Below are 20,063 nucleotides of genomic sequence, written 5' to 3'. Positions count from 1 at the left end.
GGTTGGCTCAGCTTGAGCAACGCGGCTGCTCTCTGACCCTAACGCAGGCCGTCGCAGCGTCGAACCGAATGGCTGCGAAAATGTACATTTGGGCTCACCGTCAATCCGATGCAAGTGTCGATGTCGCGGTTCGCTCTCCAGGCGAATGGCTACATAAGCAGCTGACGAAAATCCTCTCCACGTCGATTTTTTGATGGAGGTTTTGCCAAAAGCGAGCTCCTGGGGGAGTTCAGGAGAAGTCGTCTTCGGGGATTCTTCGTGAGGCTGACGTCGCCCGTTTCCCCTTTAGGAACAGTTCGCGCCGCTGATTGTACTCGCCTTCTGGCTGAACAGCCGCTCCTCCATCTTGACGTTGGTTGCAATACTCACTATACACAGTAATGAACTAAGTTCAATAGAATGAACTCAGTTGCGTGGCCGCAGCGTGAGAGGACGCTTCGGCCTACCACGCAAGCGTGTCATTGCACCGGAACAGGCAATTTGCCGTAGAGGAGGAATCTATGAAGAAGTCGTGGTCTCTGACCATTGCAGCTATCTTTCTGTCTGCCACCGCCCCCGATGGCCTCTTGGCTCAGGAGCCAAAGCCCTTCACGATTGGCGTTGTGACATTCCTGTCCGGTGCACCGGCTGGTCCCTTCGGCATCCCCGCAAAGATTGCCGCCGAAGTCTTTGCCCAGCAGGTCAACGCCGGTGGCAAGCTGCCGGCGCCGTATGACAAGGTCGGCTTTGGCGGCCGTCCGATCGAACTCGTCATTATCGACGAGGCCGGTGGCACCACCAAGCAGGTTTCCGAACTACGCAATCTCGTAGAACAGCAGAGCGTAGACATGATCGTCGGCTACACGTCCTCGGGAGATTGTCTTGCGGTCGCGCCTGTTGCCGAAGAACTGAAAACGATGACACTTCTCTTCGATTGCGGCACGCCGCGCATCTTCGAGGAAGCTGACTACGAATATGTATTCCGCCCCGTTGCAACCGCGACGATGGACAACGCCGGTGCCGCACTCTACGTCAACGAGACAGTCAAGAAATTCAACACCTACGCCGGCATCAACCAGAACTACGCCTGGGGTCAGGACGCCTGGAACGACTTCGAGGGCACACTGAAGAGCCTTCGCCCCGAAGTTACGCTGACGACCTCGCAGATGCCGAAGCTCGGTGCCGGTCAGTACAATACTGAAATCTCCGCAATTCTCGGCAGCAAACCCGATATCATTCATTCGAGCTTCTGGGGTGGCGACCTTGAGGGTCTCGTGCTTCAGGGAGCGCCGCGCGACCTGTTCAAGAACGCCACTGTCGTTCTGACGGCAGGCGAAACGGCGATTCATCGCCAGGGCAAACAAATCCCAGATGGCACCATCATCGGCGCCCGCGGTCCAAACGGCATCTTTGCACCGGACAACGCCTATAACGACTGGTTCAAGACCGCTTACAACGCCAAGTCCGCCACGCCCCCCAGCTATCCGTCCTACCACATGGTGCAGACGCTTTTTGCGGCGAAGTTCGCTTATGAGAAGGCACAGGGCGGCGACACCGCCAAGACGCCGACTACGGAGGAGATCGCCGCTGCTCTCAAGGGTGCCACCTTCCAGAGTCCCTCGGGCGAAGTGAAGATGTCGCTGGGCAAGGGCAACCAGGCTGTGCAAGAAATGGTCTATGGCCGCACCAAGACCGTCGATGGCAAGCTGACCTTCGTCGATGTGATCCGCTACGCTCCAGAAAAAGTGAACCCACCGGAAGGCATGACCAGCCATGAGTGGATCAAGAACAAGCTGAAGTGATCCGGAAATTTCACCGCGGCATCGCTTGCGCGGGTTCCCGGCGCGTTTGGCGCCGCAATCCCTTTGAAGCGGTTTTCACCTTTCGCGCGCCGACTGGCACCGAAGATGGATCCCGTCCCTCCTTCCGAAACGGTGTGTGGCATGAACGCGTTTCTAGGCGCCGTGATTGACGGCATTCTGTATTCCGCATGGCTCTTTATCATCGCAGTCGGCTTGACGCTGATCTACGGTGTGATGAAGATCCTCAACATGGCCCATGGCACGTTCTATGCCATCGGCGCCTACGTGTCGGTTACTCTGTTAAGTTACTGGTTCGCCCAGGGGCTGCCGCCCGCTGGAAGCATTCCGGTCATGATTGTCGCGGCGCTGATCGCCGGTACGATTGTCGGCCTCGTCGTCGAACGGGGCGTCCTGCGCTTCTTGGCGGGCCGCGATCCGGTCGTGCTGCTACTGGTAACCTACGCGCTCTTCCTCATTCTGGAAGACGTGGTGAAGCTCATCTGGGGTGTCGATCCATGGATAGCGTCCGACCCGGTGTGGGCTTTCGGCAACGTCCATCTCGGCCCCCTTGTCTACCCGACCTACAATCTCATTATCGTAGTCGTGGCGATCATCAGTGGTGGTCTCCTCACGTGGTTTCTGCAATTCACTGCCAAGGGCAAGATGCTGCGCGCCGTCATCCATGATCCGGAAGCATCGCTGGCGATGGGCATCAATGTCAGCCGCTGGAAAATGTCGGCCTTTGTGGTCGGCTCGATTCTCGCCGCGCTCGGCGGCGCCTTCACAGCTCCGACCATCTCTGTGGCGCCGGGCATGGGGGTCGAAGTGATCGTCATGATGTTCGCCGCGGTGGTGATTGGGGGGCTCGGATCGATTCCTGGCACCGTCGTCGGTGCACTGATCGTCGGCTTCGTCCGCTCGCTTGCCGTCCACTATTGGCCCGAAGTCGAAGTGTTCAGCATCTATGCAGTGATGGCTATCGTTCTCGCCCTGCGTCCGCAGGGGTTGTTTCCCGGTGTGGAGTTGCGCAAGATATGATGAACAAACCCCAAACCTTTGTGCCTCTCGCCGTCGGCGCGGCACTTTTCCTTATTGCCGCAGCCTGGGCGCTGCCCACCTGGAACTTCGTCATCTCGATCGGCCTTGCCAAGGGGCTTGCGGTACTCGGCCTCGTGCTGATGATGCGGGCCGGGCTGGTCTCGTTCGGCCAAGGACTTTACTACGCAATCGGCGGCTATTCCGTCGGCCTGATGGTCAATCTCTGGAAAATCAACGAAACGGTTCTCCTGCTCATTACCCCGGTCGCCATCGCCGCGGCGACTGCAGCATTCGCCGGTCTCCTTCTGTCGCGTTACCGCGACATCTTCTTCGCGATGCTGACGCTGGCTCTTTCGATGCTTTTATACGGTCTTCTGGTGAAGTCGGTGGAACTTGGCGGCACGGACGGGTTCAACATCCGAGGTGTGACCTTGTTCGGCCTGCCACTTAGCGGTGCTGCGCGATCCAATGGCCTCGTTATCCTCATCCTGATCTGTTTTACAGCGGCGATAACCGTTTGGTACTTCGGCAAGACGTCTCTCGGTCGCCTGCTGCCGGGCATCAAGGATAACGAAATCCGCGTCGAGTATCTCGGTGCGTCCGCAAACAAGACGATCTATCTCTCCTACATCCTTGCCGCAGTTCTAGCCGCCCTGGGCGGTGCCATGAGCGGCATTTTCGTCGCGCATGTGGATCCGGAAATGGCTTTCTGGGCAACTTCGGGCGAATTCGTGGTGATTGCGGTCCTAGCCGGTACCGGGAACATCTTCACGCCTTTCATTGCCGCGCTCGCACTCGAATTTGTCCGGACGTTCGCCTATCAGCACGCCCCCAACACCTGGCAACTGGTACTTGGAGTCATCATCCTATCGATGATCTTGTTTCTGCCGACAGGCCTTGGCGGCATCCGTTTTGGTAAGCGCAAGGCAACCGTCGAGGCAGGAGAAAAAGCATGAAGCCGATTATTGAAGCAAAGAGCCTCATTAAGCGGTTCGGCGCGGTAACTGCCGCAAACGACGTAAATGTCGACATCATGTCTGGAACGATTTCGGGGCTGATCGGCACAAACGGCGCCGGCAAGACGACGTTTATCAATATGATTACGGGCTACCTCGGCCCGGACTCCGGTTCGATCCTGCTCGACGGACAGGAAATCGTCGGGCTTTCACCTCGTCAGATCACTCGGCGCGGCGTTGCCCGGTCCTTTCAGATACCGCAATTGTTCAACTCGCTGACAGCGATTGAGAACCTGATGTTTGCCTACAGCGCCACGGACAGCGTTGGCATCAAGGGCTTTTCAATTCTTTCCGACGACGAGCTCGCGACCCATGCTGACGAGAGGCTCGAGGTGTTCGGACTTGGAGCGTTCCGCAACTCGATTGCCGGCACGATGCCCGAAGGCATCCGCAAGCTTCTCGACATTGCAATTGCCATGGTTGGCAAGCCGAAGGTTCTTTTCCTGGACGAGCCGACGAGCGGCGTCGCCAGCGAAGAAAAATTCTCGGTCATGGACCGCATTATTGATGCGACCCGTGTCGCAGGCGTCAGCGTGCTCTTCGTCGAGCACGACATGGAGATCGTTGGCCGCTACTCCGACCGCGTGCTCGCTTTCTTCGAAGGCCGGGTGCTGATTGATGGACCTCCGGAAACCGTCCTCAGCGACCGACAAGTGCGCGAACTCATCATTGGTGAAGAACATTGCGTTCTCAGGGAGGACAACCATGCTTGAAGTGAAGTCAATCAACGTCTCCATCGGCGGGGTACCTATTCTGCGTGACGTTTCCATGAAGGTCGAAGCCCGCTCGATGGTCGGAATCGTCGGCCGCAATGGTGCCGGCAAGACCACGTTGATGCGTGCGATAATGGGGCTCTTGCCACTCCGGGCAGGTTCGATCCATTATGAGAAGAAGGACATTTCCCGTGAGGCGCCGCATCTGCGCGTGCACCACCAGATGGGCTTCGCGCCGGAAGACCGGCGCCTTATTCCCGAACTGACTGTTGAGGAAAACCTGCTTATTCCGGCATGGGCAGCTGGCGTCACAGATGCGCAGAAGCGGCTCGACGATGTCTATGCGCTCATTCCGGAGGCAGCGGACTTCCGCCATCGCCGCGCCCTGCAGCTTTCAGGCGGCCAGCAGAAACTCGTGGCCATCGGTCGCGCACGCATGACTGGCACCCAGCTGTTAATGCTAGACGAGCCATTCGAAGGCGTCGCCCCCGCGCTTTCCAAGCGCATTTCCGAGGTAGTCGCATCCCTGCAGCCGCTTGGTCTTTCCATCCTTCTTTCCGGCGCCGATCTTCGGCACGCCGGTAAGGGCCTCGATATGGTTTATCGCATGGACCGTGGCCAGATCACTTCTATTTGACCGTCATTGGCAGCGCCTGTGCATCTCTGCTGCGTCCCAACCGCCGCATACGAAATTGTGAACCACTTCGGTAACCTGTGGTTTCGACGGTTGCTCTTTCAAGGCTGCGTTGGAGGCATTCGCGCGGGCTTAGGAGCGCGGGTCTAAATACTGGTCATTCTTTGTTCTTCATCATTGCCGCCTGAAGCTGTGGGCAAGTGGGATCCTATCCCAAGGAATGGTTTAGCGGGATAGCACTGGCCTACCAGTGTTTCGGGTGGGTCAGTTGTTGATGACAATCAACTTACGACATCGTCGTCACCTTTTTCGGCTTCGCGAGACGAATTCTTCCTCCCCCAATCGCGTATTTTTCGCCCTGAAGCCTATCGAACCGCCCCAGCGTTTGCGGTGGTGATCGGGACGGATTGCGACGCGACATGTCGGCAACCCTACAAAACCCCTCCGCATGGCGACAACGAAACATGTGCAATCTCGAAGGCTTACCGGCGCAACCTGATTGGCACGAGTAGTGCTCAGAGTAAGCCGGGTCGCTAAAGCCCGATCGTGGTCCCGACCTGATTGGCACGAAGGGAGACTGACATGGCAGAAATGCAAAAAAGATCACCTCCAGCCCTGAGGGCGAACAGCGCGAGGTCAAGGGGTCCGACCTCTTTGTCCGGGCGCTTGAAAACCAGGGAGTCACGTGCATCTTCTACATCCCCGGCGAGGAAACCATCGACCTCTTCCATTCGCTGAGCAACTCGACGATCAAGGTCGTGCCGACCCACACCGAGCGGGCCGCGGCCCTTATGGCCGCCAACTGGGGTCGGCTCACCAGCCGCACTGGCGTCTGCATCACCACCTGCGGTCCGGGCGCGCTCAACGTCCCGAACGGCGCGGAATATGCCCGGCTCAATGGCATGCCGGTGCTGCTGATCGCCGGCCAGAAGGCGATCAAGAACCGCCGCCAGGCGGGTTTTCAGAGGTCCGCCACCGTCGAGGTGATGAAGCCTGTGACCAAGCACGCAATACAAATCACATCGGCGGAGATGATCCCGCCAACGGTCAGTGAAGCATTCCGCATCACCCAGGAGGGAAAGAAGGGGCCGGTGTATATTGAACTTCCGGAAGATATCGCGGCCGAAAATGCGAGAAGGAGGTAGCGCTGATTGCGCCGCACAAGCGCGAACTGCCGATAGCAAACGATGCGGCCCTCGATCGCGCCGCCGCCCTCATCACCGCAGCCAAACGTCCGCTTCTCGTGTTCGGGGCCGCCGCCCCGCGTCGCGCCGCCTCGTGTCCCGGCTTGATAGCGGTTATGGAGCAATTTGTGAACCGCACGGGCATTCCGTTCTTTACCACTCAAATGGGCAAGGGTGCTGTGTCCGAAGACTCCCATCTCTATATGGGCACGGCGGCGCCTTCCGAAGGCGACTATGTGCATGACGCCGTCGACAAGGCCTACCTGATCATTACGATCGGCCATGACACGACCGAAAAACCGCCCTTCCTCATGGGGCCGAAGGGACGGGAGGTCATTCACATCGGAGATCAGTCGCCGCCCGTCGAGCAGGTCTACTTCCCGCAATCCGAGGTCATCGGCGACATCGGCCATTCGCTCAAGGCGCTGGCGGATCGCCTTGAGGGCAAGCTGCCCAATGCCCGCGCATTGCTGCCGCTGCGCGAGAAGATCCTCTCCCGGATGTCCAACGACGCCGATGAAGAACGTTGGCCGGTCACGCCGCAGCGACTGGCGCACGACGTGCGCAAGGTCATGACGGAAAACGGCATCGTTGCGCTCGACAACGGCTTGTACAAGCTCTCGTTCGCCCGCAACTACCCGACCTATCTCCCCAATACGCTGCTGCTCGACAACGAGCTGGCGACCATGGGCGCGGGACTGCCGTCGGCGATTGTTGTCGCGATGTCAATCCCGGGCGGCGCGTCATGGCGGTCTGCGGCGACAACGGCTTCCACATGACCAGCCAGGAACTGGAGACGACCCGCCGCCTCAAGCTCAACCTGGTCGTGCTCATCGTGGAGGACGGCGGCTACGGCATGATCCGCCATAAGCAAGCCGCCCGCGGTTTCCCGGATTTCGGCAACACCGTCGACAATCCGGATTTCGTGAAATTGGCCGAAGCCTATGGGGTCAAGGGTACGCGCGTCGAAGCGCTGGACGATCTGGTGCCAGCGCTGGAAGCCGCTTTCGAAGGCGGCGGCGTCCATGTCGTCGTAGTGCCGATCGATTATGCGGAGAACAAGTGAGTGCTCACCGACGAGCTGCAACTCGCGCAAAGCGTAACCGGGATAAACCGCCCTCAGGAGCCCAGGAGGTCGACAGCAATGATCATCTTTTCAGAGCGGACGACGGGCCCTGCTGTCCGAGAAAGCAACAGGAGGACCACAACATGAAACAGTTTATCTTCCAGACCCCGCCAAACATCCTTATCGAGGCAGGCGCATCCAGCAAGATCGCCGACGTCCTCAAGGGCTACAAGGCCGCCCGGCGCCGAGATCTGGATCGATGGCGGGCATAATCCCGGTGCCGGCGAAGTGATCGCCGAAGCCATGGCCAATTTCGAGGAACGCCAGTCTCGGCCGCTTTTTCTGATCATCGGCATGATCAATACCAGGGATCCGGTCGGCTATTTCAAGGCCTTTACCGGCCTGGTCGAAAAGGTTTTCTGCGTGCCGATCCGCGGCAGCGAAGCGATGGTCGACCCGGTGATATTGTCGAATGCCGCTTATGATGCCGGTTTGGTTGCCGAACCGATGTTGAAGGTCGGCGATGCGCTGGAGGCGATAAAGGCATTTCTCGATCCGGAGGAATTGCCGCCACGCATCCTGGTCGGCAGATCTCTCTATCTCGTCGGCGACGTGCTTGCCGACAACGGCACGCCGCCGAAGTGAAGGCTGCAAAATGAAAAAAGCCCGGTCTAGCCGGGCTTTTTCATCAATGTGATATAATTCGTCGATATCAATCAGACAGCGCTCGAAATCCAGTTCGAAAGAACCGTCTTCGGCTTTGCGCCGACAGAGATATCGGCAACTTCGCCGCCCTTGAAGATTGCAAGGGTCGGAATGGAGCGCACACCGAACTGTGCAGCGAGTTCCGGGTTCTCGTCGATATTCAGCTTGGCGACCTTGACCTTGCCTTCCATCTCGACGGCGATTTCTTCGAGGCTCAGAGCGATCATCTTGCACGGGCCGCACCATTCGGCCCAGAAATCGACGACGACGGGTATTGCGGATTCCAGAACTTCCGACTGGAAATTATTGATATCGACTTTCACGATAGCCATGGGCTGCTCCTTTACCGGAATTGGGTGTTGAACGGGCGTGTCGCAAAGCGGTCGGCCGAACGCATTGAGCTGAAATACGTTCTGCAGCGGCTCGACAAATACACCCCGGTGATTTCGTCTTCTGAAATGGCTTCTGCGGTTACGTGCCATTTGAAAGTATCCTTCTTTTGGGAGAGTGCCGACGCCCCGCTGGCAGGTGAGCCGGCCGTAGGGGGCGAGCTATGAAGGCCGCCGCCGGCTCAGCTTGATCTTCGAGTTGCGCAGCGACTCGACTGCGTCAAAGTTTTCCTCGGCGGAGACGCCGAACATGTACTCGACTCCCTCGTCTCGAGTGCCGAGACAAGAAAGTCAGCCTCCTTGAGGCGTGCATCTACAGACTGAGGCATACATAACCTTCTGACGGTTTTTATCTCATTGACGGCTCCATATCGTCACGACGATCTAGATACACCTCTTCAAACCGCGCAGTCAAGAATCATTTTGCACCACGAACGTGCCGGCTCCATCGGAGCAGGCCTTTCCTCAAGCCATTGAATTTTTCTCTTAGTGAGGGCGCAGCGAGGAAATTTCCTCGGCGATCCGCTCCGCAGTCGGGCGCGGATTCGTCTTCGGCCGGGACGAACGATCCCCCACGTCGGCGGGCAATTCGTCGACCTTGCCACAATCCTCCATGCTTTTGGCAAGCCACTCGGCCAGCTTCGCGTCATCGGGTGCGAAAAGGGCTGCCGGATGCACGAAACGTTCTTTCTTGAAGTGCTCGACAAGGGCAGCGCGGGTGTCCCTGACGCGCGGGCGGGGAACGACACTCGTGCCGCCGCAGGACGCTTCCAAAGCCGGGCGGGTGAGGCACGCGAGGAACTCCTCCTTGCCCATGTTCGGAAGATCTGCGTCGGCGCCGATGGCATCGCCGGCAATGCGGACAACGACGCCGCTGTCCGAACGATTGGTGCGCGCCGACAGGGCGTCGATCAGGGTCAACCTTGCCACGACACGAAGCGTGTCGATGTCGACCTCCAGCTTGCCGTTTTCGCCGATCAACTGGGCAGCGTGCCGGGCGAACCGCCTGGACCCATAGAGATGCCCGGAGGCTTCGGAGCCGGAGTCGACCGAGACGTTCTGTCCAGCAAACGCACGCACCAGCATTGCCATGAGCGTATCTTCCTCGATCGGGGCCCGTGCCAGCGCCTCGTGCAGCGCGTCGGTGCGGAAATCGCCGATCATGTCGATGCCGTTTCGGGTCACGTCCGGCCCGGTCTTGGCTGAAACGTCGATGGCAGCCTCGTTTCCGTCCTCGCCGCCGGGCGCGGTCGGATCGCCCTTGCCTTTCGCTTGTCTGGCTTCCGGCATCCGAAAATGGGCAGACTGCACCTTGCCCTCACGATCGAGAAACATGGCGATGCAATCGCCTTTGCCGGGCTTGCCGTACAGGTAACGCCACTTACCGCGGATCTTGACGTAGGTCTCGTCGATCCTGACCGAACCACAATGCGAGCGCCGAAACTGGCGCAGCCGCTTCTCGATCATCGGAACATAGGCAAGTACCCAGCGGTTAATCGTGCTGTGGTCCACTTCGAAGCCGCGCTCTTGGAACATCTCCTCAAGGTCTCGGTAGCTGAGCGGATACCGCAGATACCAGGCCGCCGCCTGCACGATGAGCCATGCTCGAAATGCCGCCCTTTGAAATCATCTTTCGACCAGCGCTTCAGCTTCTCGGCAATGGTATTCAGAAACACAGGCTCGCTCCACAAATTCGAAGCGAGAATTTCTCCGGCGAGTGTCAACAGACGGTTAACTAAGAAAATTTGCGACAGGCCCGGTCATCGCCCTGGCCCCGAGGACGCTGGAACGGGACGAGCGACTTGGTTTTTCGCAGTGAGTTGCTGCTATGGAGCGCCGACCTTTGCTTCAACTCCAGTCACACCATAGCCGTCCTGCTCAAGGGCGGCGGCGTACGCGACGGCATATGCCGCGATCTTATTCGCACAATCCATTCCATTGATAACTTGGCGAGCGTCGATGAAGTTGGTTGCCCGAAGATTAATGTAATCCGAGAGCTTCTTGCCGGTAAACCAGCCTTCCTTCAAGCCCATGACAAGCACCTTCGCCGCAATTTCCGGTACCAGTGCTCTTGCTGGAACGGAAACGATATCAATGCCGAGCTTGATGCTGGCCACGCGGTAGTTTTTCTTGTGCGTGAGTTGGGCGTATCCTCTCCCAAACCAGCCTTTACGCCAATATGGGGAGGAGACCCAAGGCAGCCCGCCCTTTGCCCATGCGCTGTCAAGACGGGCAATCGCCTGAAAGTCAGATATCGCGAGAGTCTCGCGCACCGGCTTCATAAGGCATCTAGTTTCATGAAATGCTGTAGCCAACACGTAGGCGCATTGGTTGCGCTGTAATGTGTGCACCTTGCATTCCGAGATTAGAAGTCGGGTGTCCCCGCGGTCGAGGTCGCCGACGCCGCTTTTGGCGGCAAACGCCACGGCGACGCAAATTAAAATAATCAGGCATGCTGCAGCGAGTGTTCGGAGTATCGGCTCCGCTTCCCGTTCAGGGTGCCGCATGAGTGCGCCACCTACGTATTCGAAGGCGTCTCGTGCGTGTTCTACGTCTGATGACGGGCGGTACTTGCCATAGTAGTAGGCTATCTGCATCGCTTAACTCCGCAATATGCTGAGAACAAATCGACAGACGCCCCGCATAGGTGCGCAACTCAATTTTAATTTGTAAACAATAGGGTAGCGTACGTAACGGACCAAGGAGAGCAAAGTGACTCTTGCCGGGCGCCGCTCTGTCAATCGTTGTACTTATGGGCTGTGGCCAAAGAAAAAGGGAACCCACGTCGACACTCCCAATGGAGAAAGAGAACGTTGGGAGCTATGAGCGCGCGAGAATGGCGAGCGCGAAGTTCGGATCGCCTCCTTTCCATGCTCCTAGAGCAGCCTCTGGACCTCGCGTATCGTCTCCTCCCGACTCGACAGCACGTTGATGAATTCGGGCATGTGGGAGATGTCCTCGCGGGCGATCACTCTGTTTTTGCCTGTTTGATCATCATGGATCGCGAATTCGGATCACCTTTCCTGACTCATTCGAATTCGGCCCGCGACAGACTGGTTTGTTCGCTTTCGGGTTTGCGATGGAGCCGCAATTCCGCAAGAAGGCTCGACGTAACCTGATCGATGGGCCTCAGCCCATCAACGGTGCGTAGGAGGCCGGCGGTGCGGTAGTAGTCCGCGAGCGGCTGCGTCTGAGTCCGGTAGGCTTCGAGCCTGACTTTCAGCGCCTCCGGATTGTCGTCGGCGCGCACCGGCAGGCCTGCGGCCTTGGCCTCGCGCGCCCGATAGATGATGCGGTCGAGGAGCACGGATTCGACGACCTTCAGTTCGAGCACCGCATCGAGCCCGATGCGCGCCTGTTCGAGCGCTTCGTCGAGGGCCCGCGCCTGTCCCAGCGTGCGGGGAAAGCCGTCGAGGATGAAGCCGGATGCAGCGCCCGGCTCGGCGATGCGTTCGAGGACGCAATTGACGACGATGTCGTCGCTAACCAATTCGCCCCGCGCTATGAAGTCGCGCACAGCAAGGCCGACCGGCGAGCCCTTGGTGACCGCAGCGCGCAGCATATCTCCCGTCGACAGCTGCGGCACGCCCAGCCGCTCTGCCAGGCGCGTTGCCTGCGTTCCCTTGCCCGCCCCCGGCGGTCCAAGGATGATCAATCTCATCGTTCCCTCCTTCGTACGTCTGGCCATTGTCTTTCCCTTGATCGCCCCGTCGGCCCCGATGAGGCGACACGCCGGAACCCACGTCTTCATCTTGTGCTGCCGTCAGCCAGCCTTCCGGTTCAGCCGGTTGTCTATCAGGTGGTCGACCACGGCGGGGTTAGAGAGCGTCGAGGTGTCACCGAACTCGGTGCATTTGTCCTCAGCTATCTTGCGCAGGATGTGGCGGATGATTTTCCCCGAGTTTGTTTTCGGCAGACCCACCGCGAACTGAACCTTGTCGATCGTGAAGATCGGGCCGATCGCCCTGCGAATCCAGGAAACGAGTTCATTGCGCAGCTCGTCAGAGGCAGTCTCGCCGTCGATAAGGACTACGTAAGCGTAGATGTCCTGCCCCTTGATCTCGTGCGGATAGCCGACCACCGCGGCTTCCGAAACGCTAGCGTGGGCGACTAGGGCGGACTCGAGTTCCGCCGTGCCGATGCGGTGGCCGGAGACGTTGATGACGTCGTCGACGCGGCCCGTGATCGAGTAATAGCCGTCTGCATCGCGCCGGGCGCCATCGCCGGTAAAATATTTGCCGGGATAGCGGGAGAAATATTCCTGCTCGAAGCGCTCGTGATCGCGGTAAAGCGTTCGCATCTGGCCCGGCCAGCTGTCGGCGATCACCAGGTTTCCGTGTGCAACGCCATCAAGCACGTCGCCCGCCTCATCGACCAGCTCAGGCTTGACGCCGAAGAAGGGGCTGCCGGCGGAGCCTGGCTTCAGGTCGGTGGCGCCGGGAAGCGGCGTAATCAGGATGCCGCCGGTCTCGGTCTGAAACCAGGTGTCGACGATCGGGCAGCGACCGCCGCCGACGACGCGGTGATACCATTCCCAGCTTTTCGGGTCGATCGGCTCGCCGACTGAACCGAGGAGGCGGAGCGAGGCGAGCGAATTCGATTTCACTGCGTCCTCACCCCGGCCCATCAAGGAGCGGATCGCCGTGGGGGCGGTGTAGAACAGGCTGACCTTGTGCTTGTCGATGACGTCCCAGTAGCGTGACGCGCTCGGATAGGTCGGTATACCTTCGAAGATCAGCGTCGTCGCACCGTTGGCGAGTGGCCCGTAGACAATGTAGCTGTGGCCGGTGATCCAGCTGATTTCGGCAGTGCACCAGTGGATGTCGCCGTCGTGGTAGTCGAAGACATATTGATGCGTCATGGCGGCATAGACGAGATAGCCGCCTGTGGTGTGCACCACCGCCTTCGGCTTGCTGGTGGAACCTGACGTAAAGAGGACGAACAGCGGGTCCTCCGCTTTCATCTCCTCTGGCGGGCATTGATCGGGGACGGTCTCGGCGAGATCGTCATAATAGTGGTCGCGGCCTTTCAGCATCCCTACCGGTGCGCCGGTGCGCTTGACCACGATGACGGTTTTCACCACCTTGGGAAGCTTGTCCAGCGCAGCGTCCACATTGACCTTCAGCTCCAGCTTGCGCCCACCGCGCAGGCCCTGGTCGGCGGTGACCACGACGGTGCTCGCCGCATCGGCGATGCGGCTTGCCAGGACTTCGGGCGGGCACTGGCTGGAGAGCGCCGAATGGATCGCGCCGATGCGCGCGCAGGCGAGCATCGCATAAGCCGCCTCGGGGATCATCGGCAGGTATAGGGTGACGCTGTCGCCCTTCCGGATGCCCTGTGACCGCAAAACGTTAGCCCATTTCATGACTTGGGCGTACAGTTCGCGATAGGTAATGCGGGCGACATCCTTCGGGTCGTCCCCCTCCCAGATGATGGCGACCTGGTCGCCCCGCTCGGTCAGATGCCGATCGATGCAATTATAGGAGACGTTGGTGGTGCCGTCCTCGAACCACCTGATCGAGACCTTGCCCGGTTCGAACGAAGTGTCCTTGACGGTGCTGTAAGGCTTGATCCAGTGGATGCGCTTGCCGTGTTCGCCCCAGAACTGGTCCGGGTTGGCGATCGAGGCCACGTACATCGCCTCGCGGCGCTGCGCATCGATGGACGCGCGTTCGGCCCATGCCTTCGGAACTGGATAGACGCCTGCCTTCTTGTTGCCGTTCATTGTCGTTGTCCTTCCTAGGACGTTCTTCGCAGCTCCCCATCACCTCGACGGGTGGAGGATTGTCATGCACGAATTATGCTTTCCGTTCGGCAGGTCCGGCCTCACGTATCCGTTCGGAGTGTCGCTGCCTTGCGGAACTGCTCGAAAATTTCGGTCATCCGGTTGCGGGCGATGGCGAAAGCGTTCTCGCTGGCCTTGACCGCCATGCTGGTGATCTCGCGCGAGCCGTTCAGCGCCATCTCGTAAGCCTGTTTCGCCAGTTCGACGCGGTCCTTGGGGGCAAGGGCCGCATCCTCAAACACCATCAGGAGCTGTGAGGAAGCCGCGCGGAACAATTCCAGCTGCTTTTCGGCGACGCCGTAGGCGCCCTTGTTGGCAACCTGCGTGGCCTGCGCGACGGCCTCGATATTCCTGGCCTGTTCCCTGACAAGTGCTGCCGGATCGACGCCCGGCATGTTGAACTTGGCAAGCATCTCGTTGATCTGGTTGGTCAGCGTCTGGATATCCGGGGTCTGCGATGTAGGCATGGGTAGTTTCTCCTTAAACGATGGGGTTACGAGGCGTCGGATGGAGTTTGCGGCCATTCGAGCAGCAACTTGTCGAGATTCATCGGACCGTCAGTGAAGATCACGGCCGGCATCTCGCGTGCCTCGCGGATGATCGGCAGGAACTCCATATGGGCGAGGATGTCGCGCTCGATATCGATCCCCGGCGCGACTTCGATTAGTTCCAGCCCCTCAGGGATCAGCGAGAAGACGCAGCGCTCGGTGACGTAGAGCACAGACTGGTGCGTCTCGCGGGCAATTTCGCCCGAGAAGGTGATCTGCTCGACCTCTTTGATGAACTTCGCCCGGCCCTTGTCGGTGAACGTGCCACAGAAGACGACCCGGCGGGTGTTCTGCGAGATGTTGATGAAGCCGCCGGCGCCGGCGAGGCTGCCACCGAACCGGCTGGCATTGACATTGCATTGAGCATCGACCTGCGCGAAGCTGAGACAGGCGAAGCTCAGCCCGCCGCCGTCGATGAGATCGAACATCTGGTTCTGGTCGATGATCGACTCGGGGTTTTTGGCCGCGCCGAAATCCATCCCGGTCTGTGGGGTGCCGCCGATGGTACCGGATTCGGTGGTGAGCTTGACGAGGTCGATGATCTTCTCTTCCGCCGCTACCGCCGCAATGCCTTCCGGCATCCCGATGCCGAGGTTGACGACATCGCCCGTCCGCAGTTCGAAAGCGCAACGCCGCGCGATGATCTTGCGTTCGTTCAGTTCCATGGAGGCGGCGCGGTCCGGCGGCGCACGGAATTCGCCGGAGAAGGCGCCGTTATATTGGGTCGCATAGGTCTGCATGTGATGTTCCGGCTCGGCGACGACGACGTAGTCGACCAGGTGGCCGGGGATTTTCACGTCGCGAGGGTTCAGCGAGTCAGCGGCGGCGATGCCCTCAACCTGCACGATGACGATACCCTTGCTAGCCTTGGTGGCCATGGCGAGCGACAGGTTGTCGAGCGTCACCGCCTCCTTCTCCATTGTGACATTGCCGGATGGATCGGCCGTCGTGCCGCGCAGGACGGCGACATCGATGGAGAAGGTTTTGTAGAGGAGCCCATCCTTGCCTTGGATTTCCATCAGCTCGACGAGATCTTCCGTTGTGTTGGAATTGATCTTGCCACCGCCGTTGCGCGGGTCGACGAAGGTCCGAAGCCCGACTTTCGAGATCAGCCCGGGCTTGCCCCCAGCGATCTCGCGGAAGAGATGGGAAATGATCCCGAGCGGCAGATTGTAAGCCTCGCACTTGCCGCTGACCGCCAGTTGCGCCAGCTTCTTCACCAGCTTGAAATGCCCGCCGATGAGGCGTTTCACCAGCCCGTCATGCGCCAGGCGATTGAGGCCCTTGTCTTCGCCGTCGCCCGGCGCGGCAGCAAAGACGAGGGTGAGATCACGTGGCTCGCCCGTTTCGCGGAAACGGTTCTCGAGGGCGCAGATCGCCGCCTCTGGCGTGCCGATGCCGACGAAGCCGGAAAAGGCCACTGTATCGCCCGAACGGATGATCGAGGCGGCTTCGGCGGCGGAGACAATCTTGGTAGTGGATTTGTCAATTCCGCCCTTTCCATAGAATGCGTTCTGATGCGGTGCTGCCATGCTTGGCGTTCCTTCATGTGTTCGAAGCAATGCGGTTAACCCGCAACGCGGATGCGGTTGCCGTTCCGCTGCCTTGCAAATAGCTCTCAAGATTCGTGCCAGGCCGGCCGACTAAGCTGACGAACAATTATTTGCTGCTGTTTCAGCTACGTGGGCGGAAAATACTGGATTGGGCGGAGTGGAATGGGGTCGCGAGCCGACAAAGGTCACGACGATGTCGTAAGTTGAATGTGGAGATTCCGACTGGTCGTCCGAGCTCGGGGTCATGGCCTGCTCACTCCCGCAAGCGCGCTGGCATAGATCGCCCGGGCCTGATCACAGTCGAGCTCGCGCGGATTGTTGACCAGTAGGCGATCCTCGTGCTTCATCGCATCCTTCGCCAGCTTGGAAAGATCGCCTTCGCCGATTCCAACCGCCGAAAGCGAGCCGGGCACCCCGCAGTCTCGGCAGATCGCCTCGATCTCGGCGATGAAGGCCACAGCGTCCGCCGCATTGGACTGTCGGCGATAGCCGGGCTGGATAACGTCGGAGAGCTCGGCATAAAGCGCTTCGGCCGCCGACCGGTTGAATTCCAACACGTAGGGCAGGACCAGCGCAATGGAGAGGCCGTGCCCCACATGGTAGATCTCGCCGATCGGATAGGCGAGCGCATGCACCGCGGCAACCGGCGAATTGGCAAAGGCCATGCCGGCCAGCATGGAGCCGAGCAGCATTTCCGAACGCGCTTCAAGGTCAGAGCCGTCCGCGTAGACTTTCCTGAGATTGGCCGACAGCAGCGCCAGCGCCTTCAGTGCGAGCTGGTCGGAGATCGGGTTCTTCTTGATCTTGCCGGTATAGGCCTCGATCGCATGGGCCATGGCGTCGATGCCCGTCTCAGCGGTGAGGTGCGGCGGCAGGCCGAGCGTCAGTTCGGGATCGAGGATCGCCCAGTCCGGGATGAGGCGCGGCGTGATCACCGCCTTCTTCTCGTTGTTTGGCGTCTTAACGATGGAGATCGGCGTCACTTCCGATCCGGTTCCCGCCGTGGTCGGCACCAGCAGCAGCGGCAGCCGGTCGCCGGTGGCACGGTCGATACCATAGATATCATCAAGCTTGACCGGGGTTTTGGCGAGATAGGCGACGAGCTTTGCCGTATCCAACGCGCTGCCGCCGCCGATCGCCACGACAGCGTCGACGCCGCACTCGCGGCAGATTTCTGCTGCCGCTTCGATGACATGCGACGGCGCGTCGGCGACCACGCCGTCGAACATGGTGAGCGCGATGCCGGCTTCGGCAATCGCCGCTTCCGCATTGCGCGTCAGCCCGGCCGCCCGCACCTTCTCGTCAGTGACGAGCAGCACATGGGCGGCCTTATAGCCCTTGAGGAGCCCGCCGATCTTGCTGGACGCGCCTGCGCCGAAACGGATGTTGGTCGGGCTATGGAAAGTGAAGGCCATGTGTTTGGTCCTTTTGTTTGGCTCTCTCGGGCGGCAGGGCCTGCCGCCCCCTCTGAAATGCCGATCCTTGCTGTCGACCGCCCCAGGACTCCCGAGGCGGTTCATTCCGGGCCTGCTCAGGCGCTCGGCGGTTTCGCCTTGGGCGAGCGAAGTTCGCCGAGCAGTCGCTTGTACTTTGAATCATCGACCGGCACTGCGACCACATGCACCCCGCCGCCTTTGAGAGCGGCTTCAAGCGCAGGCATCAGATCGTCCAGCGTTTCGACGCGCGTGCCCTTGGCGCCATAGGCTTCGGCCAATTTCGCGAAATCCGGATTGCGGAAGTCGACGCCGAATTTCGGGAAACCTCTGGCGGTTTGCTTCGCTTCGATCATGCCCCAGCCGCTGTTGTCCAAGATGAGGACGACGAGGTTGAGCTTTTGTTCGACGGCCGTCATCAGTTCCTGGCCGGTCATCTGAAAGCCGCCATCGCCGCAGACCGCCATCACACAGAGCCCGGGTTTAAGCATCGCCGCCACGATCGCTGAGGGCACGCCGGCTCCCATGGTCGCGAGCGTGTTGTCGAGCAGCAGCGTATTGGGGTGATTGGTCCGATACTTCCGGGCGAACGGGATCTTGTAAAGGCCATTGTCGAGCGTAACAATGCTGCCTTCCGGCATGACCTTGCGAACAACGTGCACTATGCGATCCAGCGTGACCGGCCAACTTTTATCATTGGCACCCTCGCCAATCAGGGCGAGGATCCCCTCACGCAGCGGCAACAATGCGCCGGCATTGGGCAGCTTGCCCTCGACGCGATCCGCCAGCGCCGCGACTGAAGCGCCGATGTCGCCGATGACCTCGAGCTGCGGCGAATAGGCCTGCGTGAAGGTCGCATGCTGATGTGCGATGTGAATGACCTTCGGGCCGCCCTCAGACATGATGAACGGAGGCTTTTCGCACGTATCGTGGCCGACCGGGATGATCACGTCGGACTTGTCGACGGCGACGTGGACATGGTCGCTTTTGGAAAGCGCCGCCGTGCCCATATAGAGGTCCGAGTCCTCCGCCACGACGCCCTTGCCCATTTGCGTGGCGAAGAAGGGAATGCGGGTGCGTTGCACGAAGTCGCGGATTTGGGCGATCGAGTGCTGGTCGAGGCGGCTTGCCGCCCCGCCCACCATGATCATGGGACGCTTGGCCGCAAGGATCATTTCAACCGCGCGATCGAGGGTCTTAGTAATCAAAATTCATCCTCCTTATATTCTTCGGCCGCAATGTCTTCCGGTATTACAACAGACACTGGGCCTTGCTTTTCCTCTTGAGCGATGCGGAACGCCTCACTGAGGACTGGCCCGATCATTTGCACCGACCCGATCTGCACTGCGAACTTGGTGAGCCCCTCCATCACGGAGACGAGGGGGGTGACCTGAAAGTGCCCATGGAGGCTGCTGTTGACCGGCTTCTGGCCGGCGATCATCACCATCGGAAATCCGCCGAGATGGGCATACTCAGCGCCGTTGGGGAAGTTGAGTGCGCCCGGGCCGCAGGTGGCGACGCAGACGCCTGGGCGGCCGGTGAGCCGGCCCTCGGTGGCGGCCATGAGGGCCGCACCCCACTCGGTACGGGTCGGCACGAACTCGATCTTCGACTTGCGCAGCGACTCCATGATGTCGAGGATTTCCTCGCCGGGGACGCCGTAGATGCGCTTGACGCCCATTTTCTCAAGGACCGCGACACAGAGGTCGGAACCCTTGATCATGCGTTGCCCCCCTTAGAATTGGGTGGGTTCTTTTCCTGCTTTGTCCATTGCATGACGGGTTTCTCCTTTACTGACGCCATTAAAGCGTCATGACGTAAAACATTATCAGGCACGAGAGTCAACGGTAAAAACGCTTTATAGCCACCACCGCGTTCCTTCGTCGGCTTCATTGCGTTCTCGTGTATTTTAGTTGTGGCGCATCGAGGCAAATTTCCTCAGCTCCGCGGTCCGGCGTGACTAGCCGGCGACACCTTCAGGTTGGGCTTTGTGACGGCGAAGTCCGTCGCGCTCGGTCGCTTCATTTTCGAAGGCTCGCCGGGATTGAGGAACGTTGGTCCCGCTCGACGAGCAGCCCGGTCGGAGACCCGGCGGGGATCGCCGAGGACCCTCGTTGCCACTTAGGTGAGCAGTGAAATCGCAATGAGGCTAACGAAATGCCCGCTCCAAGGAGTGGCAAGTCGAGTTGTTGCCGCGGGGATATCGCAGAGTCTTGAC

Annotated in this window: 13 protein-coding genes and 6 pseudogenes; 8 read left to right on the top strand and 11 right to left on the bottom strand. The window is 59.7% G+C overall.

Translation table 11 applies throughout. The features are described 5' to 3' along the window. Positions 1-500 precede the first annotated feature (500 nt). The 8 genes and pseudogenes from FFM81_RS32275 to FFM81_RS32245 form a co-directional block, all read left to right on the top strand. On the top strand, positions 501-1,781 hold the full coding sequence (locus FFM81_RS32275; protein WP_138333565.1) for an ABC transporter substrate-binding protein: 1,281 nt from the start codon (positions 501-503) through the stop codon (positions 1,779-1,781). A gap of 141 nt (positions 1,782-1,922) precedes the next feature. Then, positions 1,923-2,819: a branched-chain amino acid ABC transporter permease gene (locus FFM81_RS32270; RefSeq protein WP_138333563.1), complete on the top strand. Its 897-nt coding sequence runs from the start codon at positions 1,923-1,925 to the stop codon at positions 2,817-2,819. Continuing rightward, the gene (locus FFM81_RS32265) at positions 2,816-3,775 is read left to right on the top strand and encodes a branched-chain amino acid ABC transporter permease (RefSeq protein ID WP_138333561.1); all 960 of its coding nucleotides are present in this window, start codon (positions 2,816-2,818) and stop codon (positions 3,773-3,775) included. The genes FFM81_RS32270 and FFM81_RS32265 overlap by 4 nt, the downstream gene beginning before the upstream one ends. After that, positions 3,772-4,548 carry an ABC transporter ATP-binding protein gene (locus FFM81_RS32260; protein WP_138386509.1) on the top strand — a complete coding sequence of 259 codons (777 nt, stop codon included), beginning with the start codon at positions 3,772-3,774 and terminating at the stop codon, positions 4,546-4,548. The genes FFM81_RS32265 and FFM81_RS32260 overlap by 4 nt, the downstream gene beginning before the upstream one ends. After that, positions 4,541-5,185: an ATP-binding cassette domain-containing protein gene (locus FFM81_RS32255; protein ID WP_049810903.1), complete on the top strand. Its 645-nt coding sequence runs from the start codon at positions 4,541-4,543 to the stop codon at positions 5,183-5,185. Before FFM81_RS32260 ends, FFM81_RS32255 begins: the two co-directional genes overlap by 8 nt. Positions 5,186-5,784: 599 nt before the next feature. Beyond that, positions 5,785-7,432: pseudogene (locus FFM81_RS32250) on the top strand (acetolactate synthase large subunit). A 143-nt stretch (positions 7,433-7,575) separates the two neighbouring features. Beyond that, the gene (locus tag FFM81_RS33205; protein ID WP_163925920.1) at positions 7,576-7,704 is read left to right on the top strand and encodes an iron-containing alcohol dehydrogenase; all 129 of its coding nucleotides are present in this window, start codon (positions 7,576-7,578) and stop codon (positions 7,702-7,704) included. After that, positions 7,667-8,077: pseudogene (locus FFM81_RS32245) on the top strand (bifunctional folylpolyglutamate synthase/dihydrofolate synthase); the annotation flags it as partial. The gene FFM81_RS33205 and the pseudogene FFM81_RS32245, both read left to right, overlap by 38 nt. A gap of 71 nt (positions 8,078-8,148) precedes the next feature. Here the strand turns inward: FFM81_RS32245 and trxA are convergent. From trxA to FFM81_RS32190, 11 genes and pseudogenes are all read right to left on the bottom strand, one after another. Continuing rightward, positions 8,149-8,469 carry a thioredoxin gene (gene trxA, locus FFM81_RS32240; RefSeq protein ID WP_138333557.1) on the bottom strand — a complete coding sequence of 107 codons (321 nt, stop codon included), beginning with the start codon at positions 8,467-8,469 and terminating at the stop codon, positions 8,149-8,151. Positions 8,470-9,012: 543 nt separating this feature from the next. Beyond that, a pseudogene (locus FFM81_RS32235) lies at positions 9,013-9,897 on the bottom strand (plasmid partitioning protein); the annotation flags it as partial. Next, positions 9,892-10,202 (bottom strand): annotated as a pseudogene (locus FFM81_RS32230) (transposase domain-containing protein); the annotation flags it as partial. The pseudogenes FFM81_RS32235 and FFM81_RS32230, both read right to left, overlap by 6 nt. Positions 10,203-10,352: 150 nt before the next feature. After that, positions 10,353-11,123, bottom strand: coding sequence for a hypothetical protein (locus tag FFM81_RS32225; protein ID WP_173863108.1), 771 nt, complete (start codon positions 11,121-11,123; stop codon positions 10,353-10,355). Between the two features lie 431 nt (positions 11,124-11,554). Next, positions 11,555-12,187, bottom strand: a complete 633-nt coding sequence (locus tag FFM81_RS32220) for an adenylate kinase (protein WP_246401481.1) — start codon at positions 12,185-12,187, stop codon at positions 11,555-11,557. 102 nt (positions 12,188-12,289) lie between these two features. Then, positions 12,290-14,251, bottom strand: coding sequence for an acetate--CoA ligase (acs, locus tag FFM81_RS32215; protein ID WP_138386510.1), 1,962 nt, complete (start codon positions 14,249-14,251; stop codon positions 12,290-12,292). Positions 14,252-14,352: 101 nt separating this feature from the next. Next, on the bottom strand, positions 14,353-14,778 hold the full coding sequence (locus FFM81_RS32210) for a hypothetical protein (RefSeq protein ID WP_138333554.1): 426 nt from the start codon (positions 14,776-14,778) through the stop codon (positions 14,353-14,355). A 59-nt stretch (positions 14,779-14,837) separates the two neighbouring features. Continuing rightward, positions 14,838-16,391 (bottom strand): annotated as a pseudogene (locus tag FFM81_RS32205) (acyl CoA:acetate/3-ketoacid CoA transferase); the annotation flags it as partial. Positions 16,392-16,654: 263 nt separating this feature from the next. Then, positions 16,655-17,827, bottom strand: a complete 1,173-nt coding sequence (locus FFM81_RS32200) for an iron-containing alcohol dehydrogenase (RefSeq protein ID WP_168291034.1) — start codon at positions 17,825-17,827, stop codon at positions 16,655-16,657. Between the two features lie 116 nt (positions 17,828-17,943). Next, positions 17,944-19,568: pseudogene (locus FFM81_RS32195) on the bottom strand (acetolactate synthase large subunit). Next, complete coding sequence (locus tag FFM81_RS32190) at positions 19,565-19,738, bottom strand: hypothetical protein (RefSeq protein WP_173883914.1); 174 nt, start codon at positions 19,736-19,738, stop codon at positions 19,565-19,567. Before FFM81_RS32190 ends, FFM81_RS32195 begins: the two are co-directional and overlap by 4 nt. Positions 19,739-20,063: the final 325 nt, after the last annotated feature.

Origin of the sequence: Rhizobium hidalgonense, from assembly GCF_005862185.2 — a bacterium.
GTDB classification, from domain to species: domain Bacteria; phylum Pseudomonadota; class Alphaproteobacteria; order Rhizobiales; family Rhizobiaceae; genus Rhizobium; species Rhizobium hidalgonense.
The sequence above is the reverse complement of the archived record's forward strand: the minus strand, read 5'-3'. Positions and strand labels throughout refer to the sequence as shown.

Coding starts and splice junctions, on each gene's coding strand:
- FFM81_RS32275 (WP_138333565.1), top strand. CDS start 501: ATGAAGAAGTCGTGGTCTCTGACCATTGCAGCTATCTTTCTGTCTGCC.
- FFM81_RS32270 (WP_138333563.1), top strand. CDS start 1,923: ATGAACGCGTTTCTAGGCGCCGTGATTGACGGCATTCTGTATTCCGCA.
- FFM81_RS32265 (WP_138333561.1), top strand. CDS start 2,816: ATGATGAACAAACCCCAAACCTTTGTGCCTCTCGCCGTCGGCGCGGCA.
- FFM81_RS32260 (WP_138386509.1), top strand. CDS start 3,772: ATGAAGCCGATTATTGAAGCAAAGAGCCTCATTAAGCGGTTCGGCGCG.
- FFM81_RS32255 (WP_049810903.1), top strand. CDS start 4,541: ATGCTTGAAGTGAAGTCAATCAACGTCTCCATCGGCGGGGTACCTATT.
- FFM81_RS33205 (WP_163925920.1), top strand. CDS start 7,576: ATGAAACAGTTTATCTTCCAGACCCCGCCAAACATCCTTATCGAGGCA.
- trxA (WP_138333557.1), bottom strand. CDS start 8,469: ATGGCTATCGTGAAAGTCGATATCAATAATTTCCAGTCGGAAGTTCTG.
- FFM81_RS32225 (WP_173863108.1), bottom strand. CDS start 11,123: ATGCAGATAGCCTACTACTATGGCAAGTACCGCCCGTCATCAGACGTA.
- FFM81_RS32220 (WP_246401481.1), bottom strand. CDS start 12,187: ATGAGATTGATCATCCTTGGACCGCCGGGGGCGGGCAAGGGAACGCAG.
- acs (WP_138386510.1), bottom strand. CDS start 14,251: ATGAACGGCAACAAGAAGGCAGGCGTCTATCCAGTTCCGAAGGCATGG.
- FFM81_RS32210 (WP_138333554.1), bottom strand. CDS start 14,778: ATGCCTACATCGCAGACCCCGGATATCCAGACGCTGACCAACCAGATC.
- FFM81_RS32200 (WP_168291034.1), bottom strand. CDS start 17,827: ATGGCCTTCACTTTCCATAGCCCGACCAACATCCGTTTCGGCGCAGGC.
- FFM81_RS32190 (WP_173883914.1), bottom strand. CDS start 19,738: ATGAAGCCGACGAAGGAACGCGGTGGTGGCTATAAAGCGTTTTTACCG.